Raw genomic sequence first — 20045 nt, forward strand, 5'->3', positions numbered from 1 at the left:
AAATTATCCGATTTTCTTTTTTAAAATATAATATTGGGCGAATATACGTCCTAATGCAGGAGCGTATGCATATAATCTGAACAATTTCCGATAAGGTCTTATTTGCTTGTTACGGATAAGCTGCGGATATTTTTGTAGTAAACGTAAAGTTTCTTTGCTTCTTTCATGGGCTCCTTTGAACCAGCATTTCTTGAGTAATAAATTATAGGCACAGATATATATGCATGCTATGGCTGGTTTTAATGCTTCGTATTCTTTCTTGTAAATCAGAAAGTTATCTATTAATTTAGGATATAATAATATGTTATCGACTTTTTTGCTGGAGATTTTTCCATTTGAAATGGATCGGTCCTGTATGCAGTAATGTAGTAGGGGGAGACTTCTTAAAATGGTTATATTTTGTGCGTAATAGACTAATTGCGTAGTGAGATAGGTATCCTCTCCGTAACTTAATTCTTTACAGAAACTTATCGGATGGCTATATAAAGAACGTTTGTGCAAATAGCTCCATACCGACCAGTGGTTATCTCCGAAAGCGATGGAACGAAAAAAATCTATATTATTGTAACGGGTTTCAGGAGAAAGTATGGATGGTTTGGAATACCCTTCTTTTTCATATTCCCAGAGAAAAGGCATAACTATCATATCGGCTTGTGTTTTTACCGCTTCGTCCCATAGTAATTCCAGGGCATTATTTTCCAGGTAATCGTCACCGTCAAGATGTAAAATATAGTCGCCTTCTGCGTTTTCAATGCCTGTTTTTCTTGCGAAAGCAAGACCTTCGTTTTTTTTAGTGACTATTTTTATGCGCTTATCTTTTAATGCGTATTTTTCGATAATAGAGAGGGAGTTATCCGTGCTGCCATCGTTTATAACGATAATCTCGGTATCGCTCAAAGTTTGGGAAATGACCGATTGCAAGCATCGCCCGATATAACGCTCGATATTATAGACCGGTATGATTACAGATATTTTGATAGCCATTATTTTTTAGATTCTTCCCGGATGAGTTGTCTCATATTTTTTATGAACAGTTCTGTCGAATGTATATTTTTTACATAGGAATGGCCTTCAACCGATAACTTTTTTCTTTTATCTTCATCGGTCATCAGCGTGCGTATAGCATTTACGAATAAATCTATGGAATCAAATCCGTCTCCTAAAACGGTTCCGGTATATATCCCGAATTTCTCAGTTAAATTCTCCGGATTTTGGCAACTTACCAATAGTGTACCGTATGCAAGGGCTTCGAGGAATGTTATCGGGAGGGCTTCATGTATGGATGTGTTAACCATAATCTTTGCGTCGCGAATATAGTTAAATTTTTCTTTTCCTTCGACATGCCCGGTAAAATGGAGATTGGGTATCCCTGTATGATATTTATTCATAATGCTTTCATTACGTGATTTTTCCCGGAATGTTTGCCCCAGCATGTAAAATTGATATTCAGGCATACGCTTCGCTATTTCACAGAATAACCATCCACGTTTTACCGATTCTATTCTTCCTATGAATATTATACTGTCTTTTTTAGGATATGTTTCAACATCAAATTCAGGGTCTATATCTACGGGGTTTGGAAAATATTTGATAGGTGCTTCTACCGGAAGCCGATAGAGATCACGGGCTTTGTCTATGAGAAAGTTTCCTTGAGTAATGAATTTTACCCGATCTTCTTTGTATAGCTTGTTCACCATATCGTATATGGCCGAGTTCCAGTAATGGCTTTCAGGAAATAATTTTACGGTTTCTATTTCGAGCCAGTCTCTCCAGGGACGAGGATCTTGTATCCATAAAATAAGGCGTTTGGATTTGTCTTTTTCATAATTTAATATATCCCTGGTCATTTCTATGGAAAGATATAAATCGTAGTTCTGTTTTTGAAGCCATTTTGAAATGTGTTTTCTTCCCGGTAGTATGTATACATCTACATCGTCTACTTGTTCTCTTAAAGCTTTTTTTTCTTTTTTGTTTTCACTCATTTCCAACAATACATCAATTTTGATATCACTACATGGGATGTACTTGGCAATATAATGTCTGGCTAAGAATCCATAGCCTCCGTAAGCCGTATTGAAGCCTCCGAAAAATTCATCGATGAGGAGGGCTACTCTTATTTGGTCGCTTGGTTTTTTATAACCTGCCCATTTTTTTATTTTTCGGCTGATATTTGTAGAAAACCTTCCCCAGCGATATGTCCATATGAAGTTTTTGTAAGGTGTTTTTTTAAGGTTCTCAAAGTATAAGTGTTTGAGAGGTATACGGCAACGGAGGTGTGTTGTCCATGGTTTTACATTTCCTATATAGTGAATAATGACGGCGTTATTCATGTTTTCAACGTCGTATTTCATATTGTCGGTAGTGAAATTGTATATGGAAGGAACTTGTTTTATATGATTTTTAAAAACGATGTTGATAATATCCTGATCCTGATATTTGATTTTATCTTCAAGTTCCTTGTTTTTTTGCATAAGTAATTCGAAAATATTATTATCTCTCATTTTTTTGAGATTAAGTAATAATACTCCGGCATTGACATACAAATCTTTATTGTCCATGCCGATTTCCGATTTATAATAGCTGTTCTTTATCCACATATCTTCCGCTCCGGCACAATAAAAATCATCTATATTCGTGTCCCATAGAGGCTGCAATGATCCGTTTACGACTAAATCGCAATCCAGATATATTCCTTTATCCAGTTGAGGGTATAACTCTGCAATTATATACCTATAATAGGTTTGCGAAGATATATAATCTATATTTCTTTTTATAGAACTGAATATACTGTCATCTATTATTTTAAATTCGACTGTTGCATTTTTATAATGTTCTATCGAGCTTTGAATCCGTTTTAAATTTTTAGGGGAAATATAATCGGTAAGAATATGAAAATTAAAACACGCGTCAAGATTGTTTTCCAGTATAGATGTAATAGCGACACAACAATGTTGAGAATATTTATTATTTATAGCTAAAAAGATGGATATCGGTTTCATTTGTCGGTGTTTTTTATTTATTTCTTCATATAAAGTAGCTTTTCCTCGGGAGAAAATTTCTCTATGGCGTAACGAAGTGTCGTTCGCGGCATGGTTGTATGGTACTTATCCAGAAATTTTGTTAGTGTTCTTTTGTCTTTTTTTCCTACTTCGCGAAGCATCCATCCTACTGCTTTCCGGATGAGGTCGTGTTCGTGGTATAACAATTTTTCTGCTATAGCTATCGTATCGTCAAATTTCCCGTTTCGTATCCACTTCCATGTAGCAACTATGGATATTCGTTGTTCCCAAAGTATATTGCTTCCGGCTAACTGGTGAAGTATGCCGTGTTCTTTATTTTCTATCCATTCTCCTACGATCTGTGCCGCCGATAGATCTACCAGATCCCAGTTATTTATATATTTTGTGTGCTTGAGATAGCTTTGGAAGAGCTGCTGTTTTTTATCTTCCGAAGCTTTTTTGAATTGTTCTATCATACACAGTAGAGCGAACATACGATGTTCGTGTACAGGCTCTTTCAATAGTGCTTCAAGCTCATTGACAGGAGTGTCAGAATGCTTTTTTGCTATCTTTCGTATTTCAGGTACGGTTACACCAATAAAAATATCTCCTTCGCCGTATTGTCCTTTTCCGGTTTTAAAGAAACCTGAAAGTATTTTTATTTTATCGGGATTTGCGGAAGACCGCAGGTCTTGTTTGATGGCCGTTATTTTCTCCATTTATTTTATTTCCAATATAATACAAAGGTAAGAAAAGTTTTTATATCGCTAAAAGGAAAGTCGTATAATCATAATTATGGGTAACGGAACTGTTTATTTTTAATATGTTAGAATTTTATTCTATATGTTTAGCAATAAAACCTGTGGTATTGCATAGGTTATAATATATATGTTATGGTCATGGCAGGAGGAAAACTGTGTATGGTGTTTTATTCCGGAGATGATTGGACAGCGGGACTGGGTACGGGACTATTCTTCCTATACCTATGATTCCTATTTTTTCTGTGTTCGTCGATTTTTAGCGACAGGAATTTCAACGTAGATAATAATGCGCCATATTTTTTATCATTTTCGTAACTTTTTCATAAGTGAATGATTCGGTCTTTATAGGGGTTAAAGTGATATTATATTTTTTTAATATTTTTATAATTATCCTGTTACATATGGTACGTGATGAGAATTTTTTCATTGTATGAATTTTTCACGAAAGAATGAATAAGTCTGAAGAAAATAATATTAAGTGGGGAAAATTTATTTTTTAGGCTGGATTCTGTTGAATATTTACGGGTAATTTCCCGTAAAAATAAAAATATGAAACTCTCGTGAAGATAAATTTTTTATAATATATTGATTATTAGTGATTAATGGTTGAAAAATAGTGTCTTGTGATTTCGGTGAAATAGAATTTATAAGTATAGACTTTTCTTTGATGGTTCGCATCGGGTAAGATTATTAATTTTACCGTTGTAAAAGAATGAGGTACGTTAGAAAATTCTTAATTTTACGTCTGATTCAAAAACACGGCTTATGGTTCTTAATTATATTTGGATAGCTTTCTTCCTGATCGCATTTGTTGTTGCTGTGATTCAAACTCTATTTTATGGTAATCTTACGATCTGGACCGACATTATGAATTCGTCTTTTGCTTCTGCACGTACGGCATTCGAAATATCTTTAGGACTTACCGGTGTTTTGTCTTTATGGATGGGATTAATGAAGATCGGGGAAAGGGGAGGAGTCATCGCTTTTTTTTCGCGTCTTATCAGTCCTCTTTTTACACGCCTTTTTCCTGGTGTTCCGAAAGGGCATCCCGCCATGGGCTCTATTTTTATGAATGTGTCAGCTAATATGCTGGGGCTCGATAATGCGGCCACCCCTCTGGGGCTGAAAGCCATGCAGGAATTACAAGAGCTGAATCCTAAGAAAGATACGGCAACTAACGCTATGTTGATGTTCCTTATTCTAAATTCGTCGGGGCTGTGCCTTATTCCTTTAGGGGTAATGGTCTACCGATCCCAAATGGGTGCGGCTAATCCTTCGGATGTTTTTCTGCCGATACTTATAGCGACATTTATAGCGACACTGGTCGGGCTTATTGCTATATGTCTGAAGCAAGGCATCAATTTATTGGATAAAGTTATTCTCGGGTGGCTGGGAGGTCTTACATTAGCTGTAGGGTGTATGGTATGGTATTTTTCTTCTCTGTCTCAAGATAAAATGCAGTTATATTCGAGTTTTGTCGCAAATTCGGCTTTATTCTCTATTATAACGGGTTTTTTAATAGCCGGTTTCCGCAGGCATATCAATATGTATGAGACTTTTATAGAAGGAGCTAAAGACGGATTTAAAACAGCCGTGACTATCATTCCGTATTTGGTTGCTATTCTTGTTTCTATCGGGATCTTCAGGGCGTCCGGAGCTATGGATTTTCTGGTTGACGGTATATCTGCTGCGGTTGCTTGGTGCGGATTAGATACCGATTTTGTAGGGGCGTTGCCTACGGCTATCATGAAACCTTTGAGTGGCAGCGGCTCGCGTGGGATGATGGTGGATGCCATGTCTACCTACGGGGTTGATTCCTTTGTGGCGAAAGTTGCCGCTACGGTGCAGGGAAGTACCGATACTACCTTCTATATTCTTGCAGTGTATTTCGGAAGTGTAGGTGTACGAAAGACCCGTTATGCCGTTAGCTATGCTTTACTGGCCGATTTCGTAGGAGCTGTTGCTGCTATTCTGGTATCTTATATATTCTTTAAATAACACAGTATATTATTCCCGATAAATGCCTTATCTTTGTAAAAGATTATAAATTAGGATAAATATGGCAATAACTTATTATGCCGAAGGCGTGAAGTTTCCTGATATAAAGAAACGTGTAACGAACGATTGGATAAAGCGGGTTGCAGCGTCGTATGGTAAAAAGTGCGGTGAAATCGCTTATCTGTTTTGTTCCGATGAGAAGATATTATCGGTGAATAATGAATACCTACATCATGATTATTATACGGATATCATTACTTTTGATTATTCGGAGAATGATGTGATAAACGGAGATATTTTTATCAGTGTAGATACGGTACGTTCGAATGCTACTCAATATGATGTTTCGTATAAACAGGAACTTCTACGGATTATTATCCATGGGATACTACATCTCTGTGGTATTAACGATAAAGCTGAAGGAGAGCGAGAGCATATGACCGCTTGTGAAAATGAGGCACTGGATATGTTGATAAATAAATCTTAATGTATTGATATATAATTTATTATATTAACGTTGTTCTGTATTTAGAAATAAAGCTAATGGATTTCAATTATGATGTAATAGTGATAGGAGCCGGACATGCCGGATGCGAAGCTGCGTGCGCTTCTGCCGGACTGGGATCTAAGACTTTGCTTGTCACTATGGATATGAATAAGATAGCACAAATGAGCTGTAATCCTGCTGTTGGTGGTATAGCGAAAGGGCAGATCGTGCGTGAAATAGATGCTTTGGGCGGATATATGGGGATAGTTACCGATCGTACGGCTATACAATTTCGTATGTTGAACCGTTCGAAGGGACCAGCTATGTGGAGTCCCCGGTCACAAAGCGATAGAGCTAAATTTATACAGGAATGGAGAGGTATTGTTGAAAACATGCCTAATCTATATATGTGGCAAGACTCTGTAAAACAATTGATTATAAAAAATAATAGGGTTTTGGGAGTTATTACCGGCTTGGGAGTAGAGTTTTCGGCTAAATCGGTAGTACTTACGTCCGGAACTTTTATGAACGGACTTATGCATATCGGTCGTACAAAACTACCCGGAGGGCGTATCTCCGAGCTGGCGTCTTACGGAATAACTGAGCAGCTATCCGGGTTGGGCATTATTTCCGGGCGTATGAAAACCGGAACACCTGTGCGGATTGACGGAAGAAGCATTCATTTTGATGAAACTACAGAGCAGACCGGAGAGAATGATTTTCATAAGTTCTCTTATATGGATTATGTTCCGAGGCCTCTAAAACAAAGAAGTTGCTGGACTGTTTATACAAATGATGCCGTACATGCTATATTGAAAAAGGGTTTGCCTGATTCTCCTTTATATAACGGACAGATACAGAGTATAGGTCCCCGATATTGTCCTAGTATCGAAACGAAAATCGTTACGTTTCCGGATAAAACAGAACATCAATTATTTCTTGAGCCTGAAGGAGAAACTACGCAGGAGTATTATCTGAACGGGTTTTCATCTTCGTTGCCGTTAGATATACAGGTACAAGCACTTCAACAGATACCGGCTTTGCGGGATGTGCGCATTTACCGCCCTGGATATGCGATTGAATACGATTATTTCGAACCCACACAATTAATGCATAATCTTGAAACGAAACAAATACGTAACCTTTTTTTTGCAGGTCAGGTAAATGGAACTACAGGTTATGAAGAGGCTGGGGGACAAGGTGCAATTGCCGGTATAAATGCGCATATAAATTGTCATGGTGGAGAATCTTTTGTTTTAGGCCGTGATGAAGCTTATATCGGAGTTCTTATAGATGATCTTGTTACGAAAGGAGTAGATGAGCCTTATCGTATGTTTACTTCCCGTGCCGAATATCGTATTTTACTCCGGCAAGACGATGCTGATATGAGATTGACTGAAAAGTCATATGAATTGGGGCTGGCAAAGAGAGATAGATACGATTTGCTGAAAGAAAAACGGGAGCAAAGAGACAAGCTCATTAACTTCGCAAAAGAATACTCTATAAAACCTAGTTATATTAACGGAAAGTTGGAGGCCTTAGGAACAACGCCTTTGAAACAAGGAGTGAAACTTATTGACTTGATATTACGCCCTCAGTTAAATATGATTATTCTGGCGGAACTAATTCCTGCTCTAAAAAGAGAGATAGAAACTATTCCTAACAGAAAAGAAGAGATTGTTGAGGCGGCTGAAATAATGATAAAATACCAGGGTTATATAGAACGAGAAAAAATGATTGCAGATAAAATTTCCCGTTTGGAACACATGAAAATTAAGGGAAGATTTAACTATCATGAAATACAGGCATTATCTACAGAGGCCAGGCAAAAGCTTTCTAAAATAGAACCGGAGACGATTGCCCAGGCTTCCCGTATTCCGGGTATTTCGCCAAGCGATATTAATATACTTTTGCTGTTGTTGGGACGTTAATGTTTCACGTGAAACAAAATTTGTCAATCCCTGTTATAAAAGGGTTTAAAACTGATTTAAATAATAAAAATGAAATAATATGAGTTTAGAAAATATTAAAAGTAAAGTTCGTGATGTATATGATTTTCCGCAGAAGGGAATCGTGTTTAAGGATTTGACTACGGTTTTTAAAGACAAAGAGTGTTTACATGAATTAAGCCAAGATTTATCGGCAATGTATGTAGATAAGGGAATTACAAAAGTCGTAGGCATTGAATCCCGCGGATTTATTATGGGACCTATTATCGCAAACAATATAGGTGCAGGTTTTGTTCCTATGCGTAAACCAGGAAAACTCCCGGCTGAAACCTGGGTCGAAAGTTATGAGAAAGAATATGGTGTAGATACGATAGAGATACATAAAGATGCGTTGGATGAGAATGATGTAGTCCTTCTTCACGATGATTTACTGGCGACCGGAGGTACGATGTTGGCTGCATATAAGTTAGTAAAGAGATTCAATCCTAAGAAAGTATATGTAAATTTTGTTGTAGAGCTGGAATTTCTGAAAGGAAGAAATTTGTTCCCCGAAGAAGTAGAGGTTGAGGCCCTCATTAAATACTAAAAAACTTGGCAGGAACGAGTGAACATATTAAAACTATTCTTGCTCTCTTACCTGAAACTCCTGGTGTATATCAGTATTTCGATAAAGAGGGCAAAATCATTTATGTAGGTAAAGCTAAGAATCTGAGAAGGAGGGTCTCTTCTTATTTTAACAAGGTGCATGAATCTCCGAAAACAAATATTCTGGTCCGGAATATTTATGATTTAAAATATATTGTTGTTAAGACAGAGGAAGATGCGCTACATTTGGAAAATAGTCTTATCAAAGAATATAAACCCCGTTATAATGTCTTATTGAAAGATGATAAAACTTATCCCTGGATTTGTGTAAAAAATGAACATTTTCCTCGGGTAATGCTTACGAGGAGGGTGATAAAAGATGGTTCAAGGTATTACGGTCCTTATGCCAATGTTCATTTAGCTAAGACTGTCTTAGCTAAAATACGTGAATTATATCCTATACGTACCTGTAATTATGCATTGACTCCGGAAAATATAAAGCATAAAAAGTTTAGGTTATGTTTGCAATATCATATTAAGAATTGTAAAGGCTGCTGTGAAGGTTTTATTGATGAAAATACTTATTTGGGATATATTTCCGAGGTTAAACAGATATTAAATGGGAATACGCAGCAAATAAGCCATATGCTGCAAGATGAAATGAACCGGTTATCGGCGGAACTGAAATTTGAAGAAGCTCAACAGATAAAAGAAAAATATCTTCTAATTGAAAAATATCGTTCTAAGTCTGTAATCGTGAGTACATCTATCCATAATACAGATGTATTTTCGTACGAAGAAGACGAAAATGCTGCTTTTGTCAATTATATGCATATCCGGGGTGGTTCTGTGGTTCAGAGTGTAACTATAGAATATAAGAAAAAACTCGATGAATCGGCTTCTGAAATCTTGGCATTAGGTATTGCGGAATTGCGTACCCGATTTAAGAGCACTTCCAAAGAAATTATTGTGCCATTTTTACCCGAATCAGAATTTGAGGGAGTAGAGATAGTAGTGCCGCAAAGAGGTGATAAGAAAAAATTATTGGAGATATCACAACAAAATGCTAAACAATATAAAGCGGACAGACTGAAACAGTCGGAAAAACTAAATCCGGAGCAGCGTGTTACGCGTATTCTTTCAAGGCTGCAAAAAGACTTTCATTTACCGGCATTACCAATGCATATTGAATGTTTTGATAATTCCAATATACAAGGGACTAATCCGGTCGCGTCTTGTGTTGTTTTTAAGAAGGCGAAAGCTTCTAAGAAAGATTATCGCCATTTTAATATAAAAACAGTGGAGGGACCAGATGATTTTGCATCTATGAAAGAAATTATATACAGGAGATATAAAAGGTTGTTGGACGAAGAACAGGATTTGCCTCAACTGATTGTTGTTGATGGAGGAAAAGGGCAGTTAAGTGCTGCGGTTTCTTCTTTGGATGAATTAGGGTTGAGAGGTAAAATAGCTATAGTAGGGATCGCTAAGCGGCTGGAAGAAATTTATTTTCCGGGAGATACGGTCCCGTTATACCTGGATAAAAATTCTGAATCTTTGAAATTAATTCAGCAGATGAGAGATGAAGCCCATCGCTTCGGTATAACACATCACAGAAATAGACGAAGTAAGTCCCAAACTGTATCGATTTTAGATAATATAATTGGAATAGGACCCAAAACAAAGGAGTTGCTTTTAACTCATTATAAAAGCGTAAAACGAATAAAAGAAGTCCCAATTACTGATCTGGAATTATTGATAGGGAAGAACAAAGCTAATATTGTTTTTGAGGCATTGAATAAAAATATTTCCGATTAATTCATTTAATGTACTGTATATTAGATGTTTATGTGTGTTTTTTACTAAAACAATTCAGTGAAAAAAGCTTTTTGGCAGATACAGATAAAATGATTATCTTGCAAATTGTTTAATGATATATATATGAGAGTAGTCGTACAACGTGTGGATGAGGCTTCGGTCGCTATAAGTGGTTTTGTAAAATCCTTTATTGGTAAAGGATTGTTGGTTTTAGTGGGGGTTGAAAATGCAGATACGATTGAAGATGTCGACTGGCTGGTACGTAAAATAATTAATTTGCGTATATTCGATGACGAACAAGGTATAATGAATTTATCTGTAACAGATGTTGATGGAGGCATATTGGTAATCAGTCAATTTACTTTATTTGCTTCTACCAAAAAAGGAAATCGCCCTTCTTATATGCGGTCAGCGGGTCATGAACATGCTATTCCCATGTATGAAGAATTTTGCAGGCAATTGGAATTGAAACTGGGAAAAGAAGTGAAAACGGGAGAGTTTGGTGCCGATATGCAAATAAAATTAATAAATGACGGTCCTGTTACGATTTGTATTGATACGAAAAATAAAGAATAATATGACAATAAAAGAAGCTCAGAATTTGGTTGATGAATGGGTGAATACGATTGGTGTCCGCTATTTTAGTGAGTTGACCAATATGGCCATTTTAACGGAAGAAGTAGGGGAAGTAGCTCGCATTATATCCAGAAAGTACGGAGATCAGTCTTTTAAAAAAAATGAAGAAGATATTGATTTAAGCGATGAAATGGCCGATGTCTTATGGGTATTACTTTGTCTGGCAAATCAAACCGGAGTTAATTTGACCGAAGCATTTCAGCGTAATATTGATAAAAAGACAAAGCGAGATAAAAACAGACATATTAATAATCCTAAACTGAAATAATTATGGATAAGTACGAAGAAGCATTGAAGCTTTATAACACCGATCTGGATGACGCTCAAGTGCAGGAAGCTGTAGAAAAGATATTGCGCGAAAATCTGGAGAAAAATAGTAATGTCGAGGTTTACAAGTTTTTATTTCATTGTATTGATCTGACGACGTTAAATGTAACCGATAATGTAGATACGGTAACTCGTTTTACCAAGCGGGTAAATGATTTTGAGAATGAACATCCTGAATTGCCAAATGTGGCCGCAATTTGTGTTTATCCTAATTTTGCTGGCACTGTACGTATGAATTTGGAAGTTTCCCATGTGAATATTGCTGCTGTATCAGGTGGATTTCCAACGTCCCAGACTTTTACCGAAGTGAAGGTCGCTGAAACTGCTTTAGCTGTGGCGGATGGTGCGGATGAGATAGATATCGTAATCAATATCGGAGATTTTCTTGGTGGATTTTATGAGGATATGTGTGATGAAATCGAAGAAATTAAACATTCCTGCCATCAGGCTCATTTAAAAGTTATTCTTGAAACAGGAGCTTTGAAAACAGCTTCTAACATAATGAAAGCTTCTGTTTTGTCTATGTATTCGGGTGCAGACTTTATAAAGACTTCTACGGGAAAAATGGAGCCCGCTGCATCGCTTGAAGCTGCATATGTGATGTGTTCTGCCATAAAAGCATATTACGAAAAAACAGGCCGTAAAATAGGCTTTAAACCTGCCGGCGGAATTTCTACGACGGCCGATGCTGTTAAATACTATTGCATTGTGAAAGAAATTCTGGGAGAAGAATGGCTGACAAACGAACTTTTCCGGATAGGAGCCAGTCGTCTGGCTAATAATTTATTATCGGATATTTGGGGAACATCTACTAAATATTTTTGATATTGCTGGGAAATTTGAAAGACCAGATAAATTATTTATTGATATCTATAAAAAAGAGCGGTTATAATTAATCGCTCTTTCTTTTTGGCTTTTATGAATTATATAAATTCATCTCCGTATTTCATTTTAGTATCGGTGACAAACTGTTTTATACGCTGTTCGTCGCTTTTAGGACATATCAATAGTACGTTATCTGCTTCTGCTACGATATAATCATTGAGCCCTTCCATCACCACTAGCTTATCTCCCTGTACTGCAACTACGTTGTTTTTGCATTCGTAAGTAAGAGCTTTGCTGTTTTGAGTAACATTTCCGTCACTGTTCTTTGGGGAATGGTCGTATAATGCGCTCCATGTGCCCAGATCGGACCATCCGAAATCGGAACACAATACGAATACGTTTGATGCTTTTTCCATTATACCGAAATCGATAGAAATATTAGGACAAGCGGCAAAATTTTCATTGATAAAAGACATTTCTTCTTCTGTGCCGAACTTATCGATACCGGCTTCAAAGCGATTTGAAATGTCCGGTAAATGGCGTTGGAATGCTTTTATGATGCTTTGTACGTTCCAAATGAATATCCCGGAGTTCCAGAAAAATTCGCCGCTTTCTACAAATACTTTGGCAAACTCTAAAGAAGGTTTTTCCGTGAACGTTTTTACTGTCTTTATCTCTTCTTCGGCATCTTCTCCCACCTGAATGTAGCCATATCCCGTTTCAGGGCGGTTAGGTTTAATGCCTAAAGTAAGAAGAGCCGGATATTTTTCAACGAATTGAAGGCCTTTTAACAGACATCTGCCGAATTCTTCTTCTTTCAGTATCACATGATCCGATGGAGCCACTACGATATTGGCTTTCGGGTTTAATGCTTGTATGTGATAAGCCGCCCATGCCACACAAGGTGCCGTGTTACGTCTTTGCGGTTCCAGTAATATCTGCTTGTCCGATAGTTCTGGTAACTGTTCTTTTACCAAATCGGCATATGATTCATTGGTAACTATAAAGATATGGTCTTTCGGGATTACTTTTACAAAGCGGTCATAGCTCATTTGTAAAAGAGAACGCCCCGTACCGAAAAAATCGAGAAATTGTTTCGGACGGGTTGCCCGGCTGAACGGCCAGAAACGGCTGCCAATTCCTCCACCCATAATCACGCAATATCTATTTTCCATAGGTGATATCCATTTTGAGTTAAAACTTTTGCTAATGTAGTTAATATTTTGGATTAATCTTAAGTGAACAAGTTTTTTTGAAAAAAAATAGATTTAGTTTTGTGTATATACAGATATTTGTTTACCTTTGCCCCGTCTTAAAAGCCCAGATGGCGGAATTGGTAGACGCGCTGGTCTCAAACACCAGTGGATTCACTTCCATGCCGGTTCGATCCCGGCTCTGGGTACAAGGAAAAGCTGAAAATAAAATATTTTCAGCTTTTTATTTTTTGGGGGAATAAAAAAAGATAAAGCAAAATTCTTTTTCCCGGTAGAATTATATTAAATTTCAACGAAACCATCTGGCTTTTTTATATGAATCTTTATTTTGTTGCGTTATTATATTCTTCATTATAAGCTTTGATAGCATTTCGTATAAGTTGCTCCGGATCGAATAATTTATCATTTTTCTTATAATATTCAAAGAAAAATGGAAAATTGAAAGTTGCACCATTATGCATTTTTCCTTTCCAAACGACTTTTTTCCCGGTAATATCTTCTTTCTTTTTTTCAATATAACTCTCGAAAGCTTGATATATTACATTGTTTTCATTATTGAATAGGGTTTTTAGTTCTGTATCATGTTGTATGTTATCCAGTATAGGGAATAAAATAAAGACTCCTATTTCGTGAACTATTAGATCAATTGTCCAATCTATGTTTTCTATGTCAACTCCAAAATTATTCCTCGATACTGAAAGATTGTTTGCTGAAGGCAAATGATCAATGGCATTTGCCAGAGTAAGTACCGGATAAAATCCTTCTCTACTATAGGGTATTTTTAATTCTTTTTCCCACAGGTTTATAATGTCTTTGTTTTTAAAATAAGAATCTATTTTTTCCCCGTATTGATTTAATTTTTGACTTACTTCTGGCCAGACTTCTTTTTTGTACTGAGAGTAATTTTGTTTAATAATATCAACTATATTATCAAATAATTTTATTTCTTCATCACTTTTTTTCGGTACGGTCATTTGCTGATTGCATTCAGGACAATATCGTGTAAAAAAGTCTTTCCACTGGGAATTTTTTAATGCTTTAGAGAAACAATCTAAATAATCGAAATATTCAGATGACGATATTTTATTTTTGAATGGTCTGAAAAAAAGTATTTCGGTCAATGCTGCTGTCGATCCGTTCCCCCATGCTATTAACGATCTGTTATTATGTAGGTAATTAATGTCTGCTTGATAGACTGTAGATCCAAACATTTTATAGTACTGAGAATTTCCGTTATTCCATAAGTCGGATAAAGCAAATAAATGCCACATATAATTGGGCATAATTTCTACCGAACATTCAATGCTTTTTTTTGTATTTCCTTGTGCAGAAGAATGTGAAACTAAAGAAATTGTAATAACAAAAAGTATAATAAACCTTTTCATCGTTTTCAAGTATAAATTGGATAATTTTCGAAATCAAAAAATGTTTTTATAAATGATGTATAGTAGTTTAATGAAATGCTTATATGAATAGCATATAGTACTGTTTTTTTAATATTGAGCCGTTATTTGTGGATAAATATTGGATAGTTTCAAAGGTATAAAATAATTATATATAACAATAAGATAGTAATTAAAAGTTAAGCAGATGCGCGAAAGTCTTAATTATAAATATCAAATAATTTCATAATTAATCATTTTGGGTATTTAGAACTTTCTTTCTTAAATATGATATAATTATTGTTTGTTCTTGAAAAAAGAATAGTTCTATTTTTTCATACGTCGTAACTTGAGTATCTTTGCGGCATATGAAATCTCCCTGTAAGTTTAGCTATAAAGAAATCTGGATTATTTCTTATCCTATTCTGCTTAGTCTGATAATGGAACAGCTGATAGGAATGACAGACACCGCGTTTCTGGGCCGGGTGGGTGAAGTGGAATTAGGTGCTTCCGCTTTGGCCGGCGTATATTATATGGCGATTTATATGATTGCTTTCGGTTTTAGTCTGGGAGCCCAGATTATTATAGGACGCCGAAACGGAGAACGGCAGTATGATAAGATAGGCCCGGTTTTTTATCAGGGAACATATTTCTTATTGTTGTTGGCGGTTGTTATGTTTTTATTATCCCGGTATTTTTCTCCGTGGATATTGGGAAATATTATAGATTCTCGTTATGTATATGAAGCTACGTTGAGTTATATAAACTGGCGTGTTTTCGGATTCTTTTTTTCTTTTATTGCGGTAATGTTCCGGGCTTTTTTCGTAGGGACGACACAAACGAAGACATTGACGATGAATTCTATTGTTATGGTATTGTCGAATGTGGTTTTTAACTATATACTGATATTCGGTAAATTGGGTTTTCCTGCTTTGGGAATTGCCGGTGCTGCAATAGGTTCTTCTTTATCCGAGTTAGTTTCGGTAATATTTTTTATCGTATATATGCATTGTCGGATAGATATCAGGAAATACGGATTGAATAGGATAGGAGCGTTTAGTTCGAGGTTGTTGAAAAGAATCCTGAATGTATCTCTCTGGACCATGATACAAAATTTTGTTTCAATGTCTACCTGGTTTTTGTTTTTTCTGGCGGTGGAACATTTGGGTGAGCGTCCGCTGGCTATTACTAATATTATCCGGAATGTCTCGGCTATCCCTTTTATGATTGTACTGACATTTGCTTCGACTTGTAGTACATTAGTCAGTAATCTTATCGGTGGCGGTGATTCCCGTTATGTGTGGGGTACGATCAAACAGACGATACGTATGGCCTATTTTTTTACGTTGCCGTTTATTGTTATATTTGTCTGTTTTCCGTCTGTAATATTGAGGATATATACCGATTCTCCGGAATTAATAAATGCTTCGGTTCCGGCTTTGTGGGTACTTTGTTCTTCGTATATTTTTATGGTTCCCGGTGGTGTGCTTTTCCAAGCTGTTTCGGGTACAGGAAATACCCGTACGGCTTTGTTGCTCGAATTGGCTACTTTGACGATTTATGTCATTTATGTGGTTTATATGATTTTTTATCTCAGAATAGACGTTGCCTGGTGCTGGACGACCGAACATGTGTATGGGGGGTGCATTATGGTATTGTCATATATTTATTTAAAGAAAGGAAAATGGCAAGGCCGAAAGATATAAGGGCAATTTAAAATAAATGTGTTGATATGGCTTTAAAAGTTGTTGCTTTTGATGCTGATGATACTCTTTGGGTGAACGAGCCTTTTTTTCAGGAGGTTGAAAAAGAGTATGTTTCTTTACTTGAGGATTATGGTTCAGCAGATGATATTTCCCAAGCTCTGTTTGCCACGGAAATGAAAAATCTGAATATATACGGATACGGGGCTAAGGGTTTTACGCTTTCTATGATAGAAACAGCATTGGAAGTAAGTGGAAATAGATTGGCTCAGGTGGTTATCGCACGGATACTGGAATTGGGCAAATCGTTATTAAACATGCCTATCGAGTTGATCGACGGGATTGAGGATACCTTGTCTTATCTGAAACAGAAATATTTTCTTGTTGTAGCTACGAAAGGAGATATTACCGATCAGCAAAACAAACTTGAACGTTCTGGTTTAGTATGTTATTTTCATCATATTGAAATTATGGGGGAAAAAAATGAAGACGGATATGCCAGACTTTTTTCCCGTTTGAATGTAAAGCCCGAACAATTTTTAATGGTCGGAAATTCGGTGAAATCAGATATTCTTCCTGTTCTTAATTTAAAGGCTCAGGCTATACATGTACCCTTTCACTCCACTTGGGAGCATGAAAGAATGAGTATATCCGGGGAGAATTCACGGTATAGAAGCATAAATTCCGTTACAGAACTCATGAATATATTGTAAATATTATTTTTTCCAACGCTTTAATAAGGGGAAATATTCTTTCATTTGCAGTATGGCTTCTTTCCGTGTAAATTTTTTTCCGGAATCTTTATTAAATTCTTCAAGGAACTGTATGCAATGTTCTATCATCTGTTCCATGGTGAAATTCTGTGTGAATTCTCCGTTTTTATAGCAGTAGCAGCAATAATCTTTATTTTTACTACTATCTTTATTTGTTCCGAATGTCGATTGGTTTAGGGGCATGCCGCAGCTTTGGCATATTTTTATTTCCATAATGTATTGAATTATAATTCCGAAATTTCGATATTGTATTGATAAAGAAGGTTGATTGCTTCGGGAAGACAGAATTTGGCTCCTGTTGTATTTTTGCTGGAAATGTCAATACTGCTGTAATTTTTTGCTTCCGTGAAATTGGCATTGACAAGTATGGTATTTCTGAAAAGGCTCTTATGAAGGTCGGTACGTATAAATTCCGCTTTTTTAATATCGGCTTCGCAGAAATCTACATCATGTGCCGTACAATTATTTATATGAAGATCTTTTATTTTCATACCCCAGAAACTAGAAAAATTCAGGATAGAATGTTCAAATGTGAGATCTTTTAGTTTTCCGGCTTCCATCCATATTACTCCGATAATTTTAGAGTGAGAGAACCGTACCTTGTTTAAAAGAGAGTGGTTGAATTTCGTCAGTGATAAATTACAATTGTTGAAATAACACGTGTCGAAAGTGCAATTTTCAAAGGTACTTTCTGAGAAATTACAATGGTAAAAAGTGCATTTTCTGAATTCTTTTTCGAAGATATGTTCACCTGTATATATGATATCTTTGAATTCTTTATTGTTGTAGTTTGTATCTTCCATGTGAACCTCCCCGAAATTATAATTAGCAATGAACAAAAGTAGATGATTTTACGAAGAATAAAAATAATTGATATCTTATTTCTTTTCTTTAACCTCTGAATTTTATATACATTATGCTATTGTAGAAGTTCTTTTTGGGGTATAGTCCTTTTCTTTTGCCAGTTTGTATTTTGCGTGTGGTGGCTGAAAAAACATAAACGCGATCCGGCTCCTTTGAAGGTCTGTAGAGGCGTCTTACATGGATAGATAGCAGCCATGCATAAGATTTTGCGAAGAAATAAAATGACGAATTGACCGGTTTTTTTTAGTATTTATTCGGTAAATATATTTTTGCCGATGATATGTTGTTTCTGAAAATAGGATTATGATGTCTTGTTATGATTTTATTACTATATCTGAATCCTCATTTTTTCGATGAAAAGGCTATTTAGCTATTTGTATATATATACTTCATGTATTTCTTCGCTATACCCTTCATATAGTCCTTTTACCATTCCCAGGACGATGTGCGATCCCCTATTATTCAGAATGAGCATTTCTTTTGTAACGGGGTCGATACATAGTCCTTCAATTTCTCCGGTACGTCTGAAGTCATCGCATGTTTTAAATAATGATACAGCCGCAATGTTATTCGATTGTCTTTCAATATTTGTCACATATATGTTATCGTTTTCCAAAATATCGGCGTCTCCGTCGTCGGCCGATATAAAAATTTTTCCGTCTTTATAGAATATTCCTTGTTGTAATCCGGGTGCGGGGAGTAATCGGACTTTTCCTTCGTATTTGTGTCTTTTCAGATCATATCGGTATAAATATTTGCCGTTTACCCAGTCAGCCATCCATATTTTACCATTTGTTTTGTCGATAGTTAAACCACAAACTTCGTTTTGTCCGGATGCCGGATCAAAAGGAATTGAATATTTAAAATTAAGAGTTTCGGTGTCATAGACGGCAATCTGGATATTTTTTCCTATACCGTCTTTAAAAAATTCAATTCCACAATAAATTTCACCTTTCCATACGTCTATATCTCCGAAGTGATTGGCTTCTAACTTCAAATCTTTGAATGGATCGGTATTCTCGGCGATTAATTTCCCTGTTTTATCATATTTATATAAAGCAGTACTGCCTGTATTGTAATAATAATTTTCATCGGCGGCTATTCCCTGTCTTCCTTTTACCCGGATAATTTTTTCTAATTTATGGTATGTCCGGTTTTGAAGCTCTTTATTTGGTTGTCTTTGACAAGAGTAAAGAATGATGAATATTAATAGGAAGAAATGTATGGCTGTTTTCATAGAATAAGATATTTAAATAGAGCTGCTTACATTAAGGTTTTTATTTTAATGATAATAATATCAAAGAAATAGTACAAAAATAATATTTATGCATAAAAAAGGTGCTTTATTCATAAGTTTTTATGAATTGCCCAAATGGGGAATGCAGATGTAAATGATATATCGTGTCTTGTGATGATGGTTTTTGGTTCGAAAAGAATTTTACGGTAGTAAAGTATTTATAAGATTGAATATACATTGAAAGGGAAAAAAAACTTATGGGCGAATAATGACGCCGGAAAGTACCTACTTTTCCACTGGAAAATATATTATGGAAACGAAAAAGTATCAAAGACACCTGGCCATGTTTACTGCTAATTTTATTGGGGAATCATGTTCCCTATAAGTAAAACGGTATTAGCAGTTGGTTTTATATCTGCATTTTCACTTACATCTATGCGCTTTTAGGCGCTTCACTGGTCTTCTGGCTGTCATCGTTATTTATAAA

Annotated in this window: 18 protein-coding genes and 1 tRNA gene; 11 read left to right on the forward strand and 8 right to left on the reverse strand. The window is 35.9% G+C overall.

From position 1 onward, the window contains the following. Nucleotides 1–3: 3 nt before the first annotated feature. Genes OCV73_RS08080 through OCV73_RS08090 form a run of 3 tightly spaced genes read right to left on the reverse strand, consistent with a single transcriptional unit; the run spans nt 4 to nt 3718 of the window. Nucleotides 4–984 (reverse strand): glycosyltransferase family 2 protein, encoded by a 981-nt coding sequence (locus OCV73_RS08080; protein ID WP_147551152.1) that lies wholly within the window; start codon nt 982–984, stop codon nt 4–6. Further along, nucleotides 984–2999, reverse strand: a complete 2016-nt coding sequence (locus OCV73_RS08085) for a glycosyltransferase (protein WP_262512921.1) — start codon at nt 2997–2999, stop codon at nt 984–986. The genes OCV73_RS08080 and OCV73_RS08085 overlap by 1 nt, the downstream gene beginning before the upstream one ends. 17 nt (nt 3000–3016) lie before the next feature. Further along, a complete protein-coding gene (locus OCV73_RS08090) occupies nt 3017–3718 on the reverse strand; it encodes a DNA alkylation repair protein (protein ID WP_147551154.1) in 702 nt (233 codons plus the stop codon). 807 nt (nt 3719–4525) lie between these two features. On the opposite strand from OCV73_RS08090, the gene OCV73_RS08095 reads away from it, so the two are divergent. The 8 genes from OCV73_RS08095 (at nt 4526) to deoC (ending at nt 12385) form a co-directional block, all read left to right on the forward strand. Further along, entirely contained in the window at nt 4526–5758 is a 1233-nt protein-coding gene (locus tag OCV73_RS08095; protein WP_147551156.1) for a nucleoside recognition domain-containing protein, read from the forward strand. Between the two features lie 61 nt (nt 5759–5819). After that, complete coding sequence (ybeY, locus tag OCV73_RS08100) at nt 5820–6245, forward strand: rRNA maturation RNase YbeY (RefSeq protein ID WP_147551158.1); 426 nt, start codon at nt 5820–5822, stop codon at nt 6243–6245. Nucleotides 6246–6301: 56 nt separating this feature from the next. After that, a complete protein-coding gene (gene mnmG / locus OCV73_RS08105; protein ID WP_147551160.1) occupies nt 6302–8176 on the forward strand; it encodes a tRNA uridine-5-carboxymethylaminomethyl(34) synthesis enzyme MnmG in 1875 nt (624 codons plus the stop codon). A 79-nt stretch (nt 8177–8255) separates the two neighbouring features. Beyond that, nucleotides 8256–8780, forward strand: a complete 525-nt coding sequence (locus tag OCV73_RS08110; protein ID WP_147551162.1) for an adenine phosphoribosyltransferase — start codon at nt 8256–8258, stop codon at nt 8778–8780. A gap of 5 nt (nt 8781–8785) precedes the next feature. After that, on the forward strand, nt 8786–10597 hold the full coding sequence (uvrC, locus tag OCV73_RS08115; protein WP_147551164.1) for an excinuclease ABC subunit UvrC: 1812 nt from the start codon (nt 8786–8788) through the stop codon (nt 10595–10597). 123 nt (nt 10598–10720) lie between these two features. Then, nucleotides 10721–11173, forward strand: a complete 453-nt coding sequence (gene dtd, locus OCV73_RS08120) for a D-aminoacyl-tRNA deacylase (protein ID WP_147551166.1) — start codon at nt 10721–10723, stop codon at nt 11171–11173. A gap of 1 nt (nt 11174) precedes the next feature. Then, complete coding sequence (locus OCV73_RS08125) at nt 11175–11501, forward strand: nucleotide pyrophosphohydrolase (RefSeq protein ID WP_147551167.1); 327 nt, start codon at nt 11175–11177, stop codon at nt 11499–11501. A gap of 2 nt (nt 11502–11503) precedes the next feature. Further along, nucleotides 11504–12385: a deoxyribose-phosphate aldolase gene (deoC, locus tag OCV73_RS08130; protein ID WP_147551169.1), complete on the forward strand. Its 882-nt coding sequence runs from the start codon at nt 11504–11506 to the stop codon at nt 12383–12385. A gap of 98 nt (nt 12386–12483) precedes the next feature. Here the strand turns inward: deoC and OCV73_RS08135 are convergent, their stop codons facing one another. Next, nucleotides 12484–13560: a mannose-1-phosphate guanylyltransferase gene (locus OCV73_RS08135; protein ID WP_147551171.1), complete on the reverse strand. Its 1077-nt coding sequence runs from the start codon at nt 13558–13560 to the stop codon at nt 12484–12486. A gap of 143 nt (nt 13561–13703) precedes the next feature. Between OCV73_RS08135 and OCV73_RS08140 the strand changes: the two genes are divergently transcribed. Further along, nucleotides 13704–13787, forward strand: a tRNA-Leu gene (locus OCV73_RS08140). A 135-nt stretch (nt 13788–13922) separates the two neighbouring features. Here OCV73_RS08140 and OCV73_RS08145 read toward each other — a convergent pair. Continuing rightward, a complete protein-coding gene (locus OCV73_RS08145) occupies nt 13923–14984 on the reverse strand; it encodes a hypothetical protein (protein WP_147551173.1) in 1062 nt (353 codons plus the stop codon). A 365-nt stretch (nt 14985–15349) separates the two neighbouring features. Between OCV73_RS08145 and OCV73_RS08150 the strand changes: the two genes are divergently transcribed. Then, entirely contained in the window at nt 15350–16687 is a 1338-nt protein-coding gene (locus OCV73_RS08150) for an MATE family efflux transporter (protein WP_147551175.1), read from the forward strand. A gap of 26 nt (nt 16688–16713) precedes the next feature. Continuing rightward, nucleotides 16714–17397 (forward strand): HAD family hydrolase, encoded by a 684-nt coding sequence (locus OCV73_RS08155; RefSeq protein ID WP_147551177.1) that lies wholly within the window; start codon nt 16714–16716, stop codon nt 17395–17397. Between the two features lie 3 nt (nt 17398–17400). Here OCV73_RS08155 and OCV73_RS08160 read toward each other — a convergent pair whose 3' ends face one another. The 3 genes from OCV73_RS08160 to OCV73_RS08170 form a co-directional block, all read right to left on the reverse strand. After that, nucleotides 17401–17670, reverse strand: coding sequence for a zinc ribbon domain-containing protein (locus tag OCV73_RS08160; RefSeq protein ID WP_147551179.1), 270 nt, complete (start codon nt 17668–17670; stop codon nt 17401–17403). 11 nt (nt 17671–17681) lie between these two features. Next, a complete protein-coding gene (locus OCV73_RS08165; protein ID WP_262512922.1) occupies nt 17682–18260 on the reverse strand; it encodes a pentapeptide repeat-containing protein in 579 nt (192 codons plus the stop codon). Nucleotides 18261–18691: 431 nt separating this feature from the next. Then, nucleotides 18692–19558 (reverse strand): YncE family protein, encoded by an 867-nt coding sequence (locus OCV73_RS08170; RefSeq protein WP_262512923.1) that lies wholly within the window; start codon nt 19556–19558, stop codon nt 18692–18694. Nucleotides 19559–20045: the final 487 nt, after the last annotated feature.

The sequence above is a fragment of the Barnesiella propionica genome (assembly GCF_025567045.1).
Classification (GTDB): Bacteria; Bacteroidota; Bacteroidia; order Bacteroidales; family Barnesiellaceae; genus Barnesiella_B; species Barnesiella_B propionica.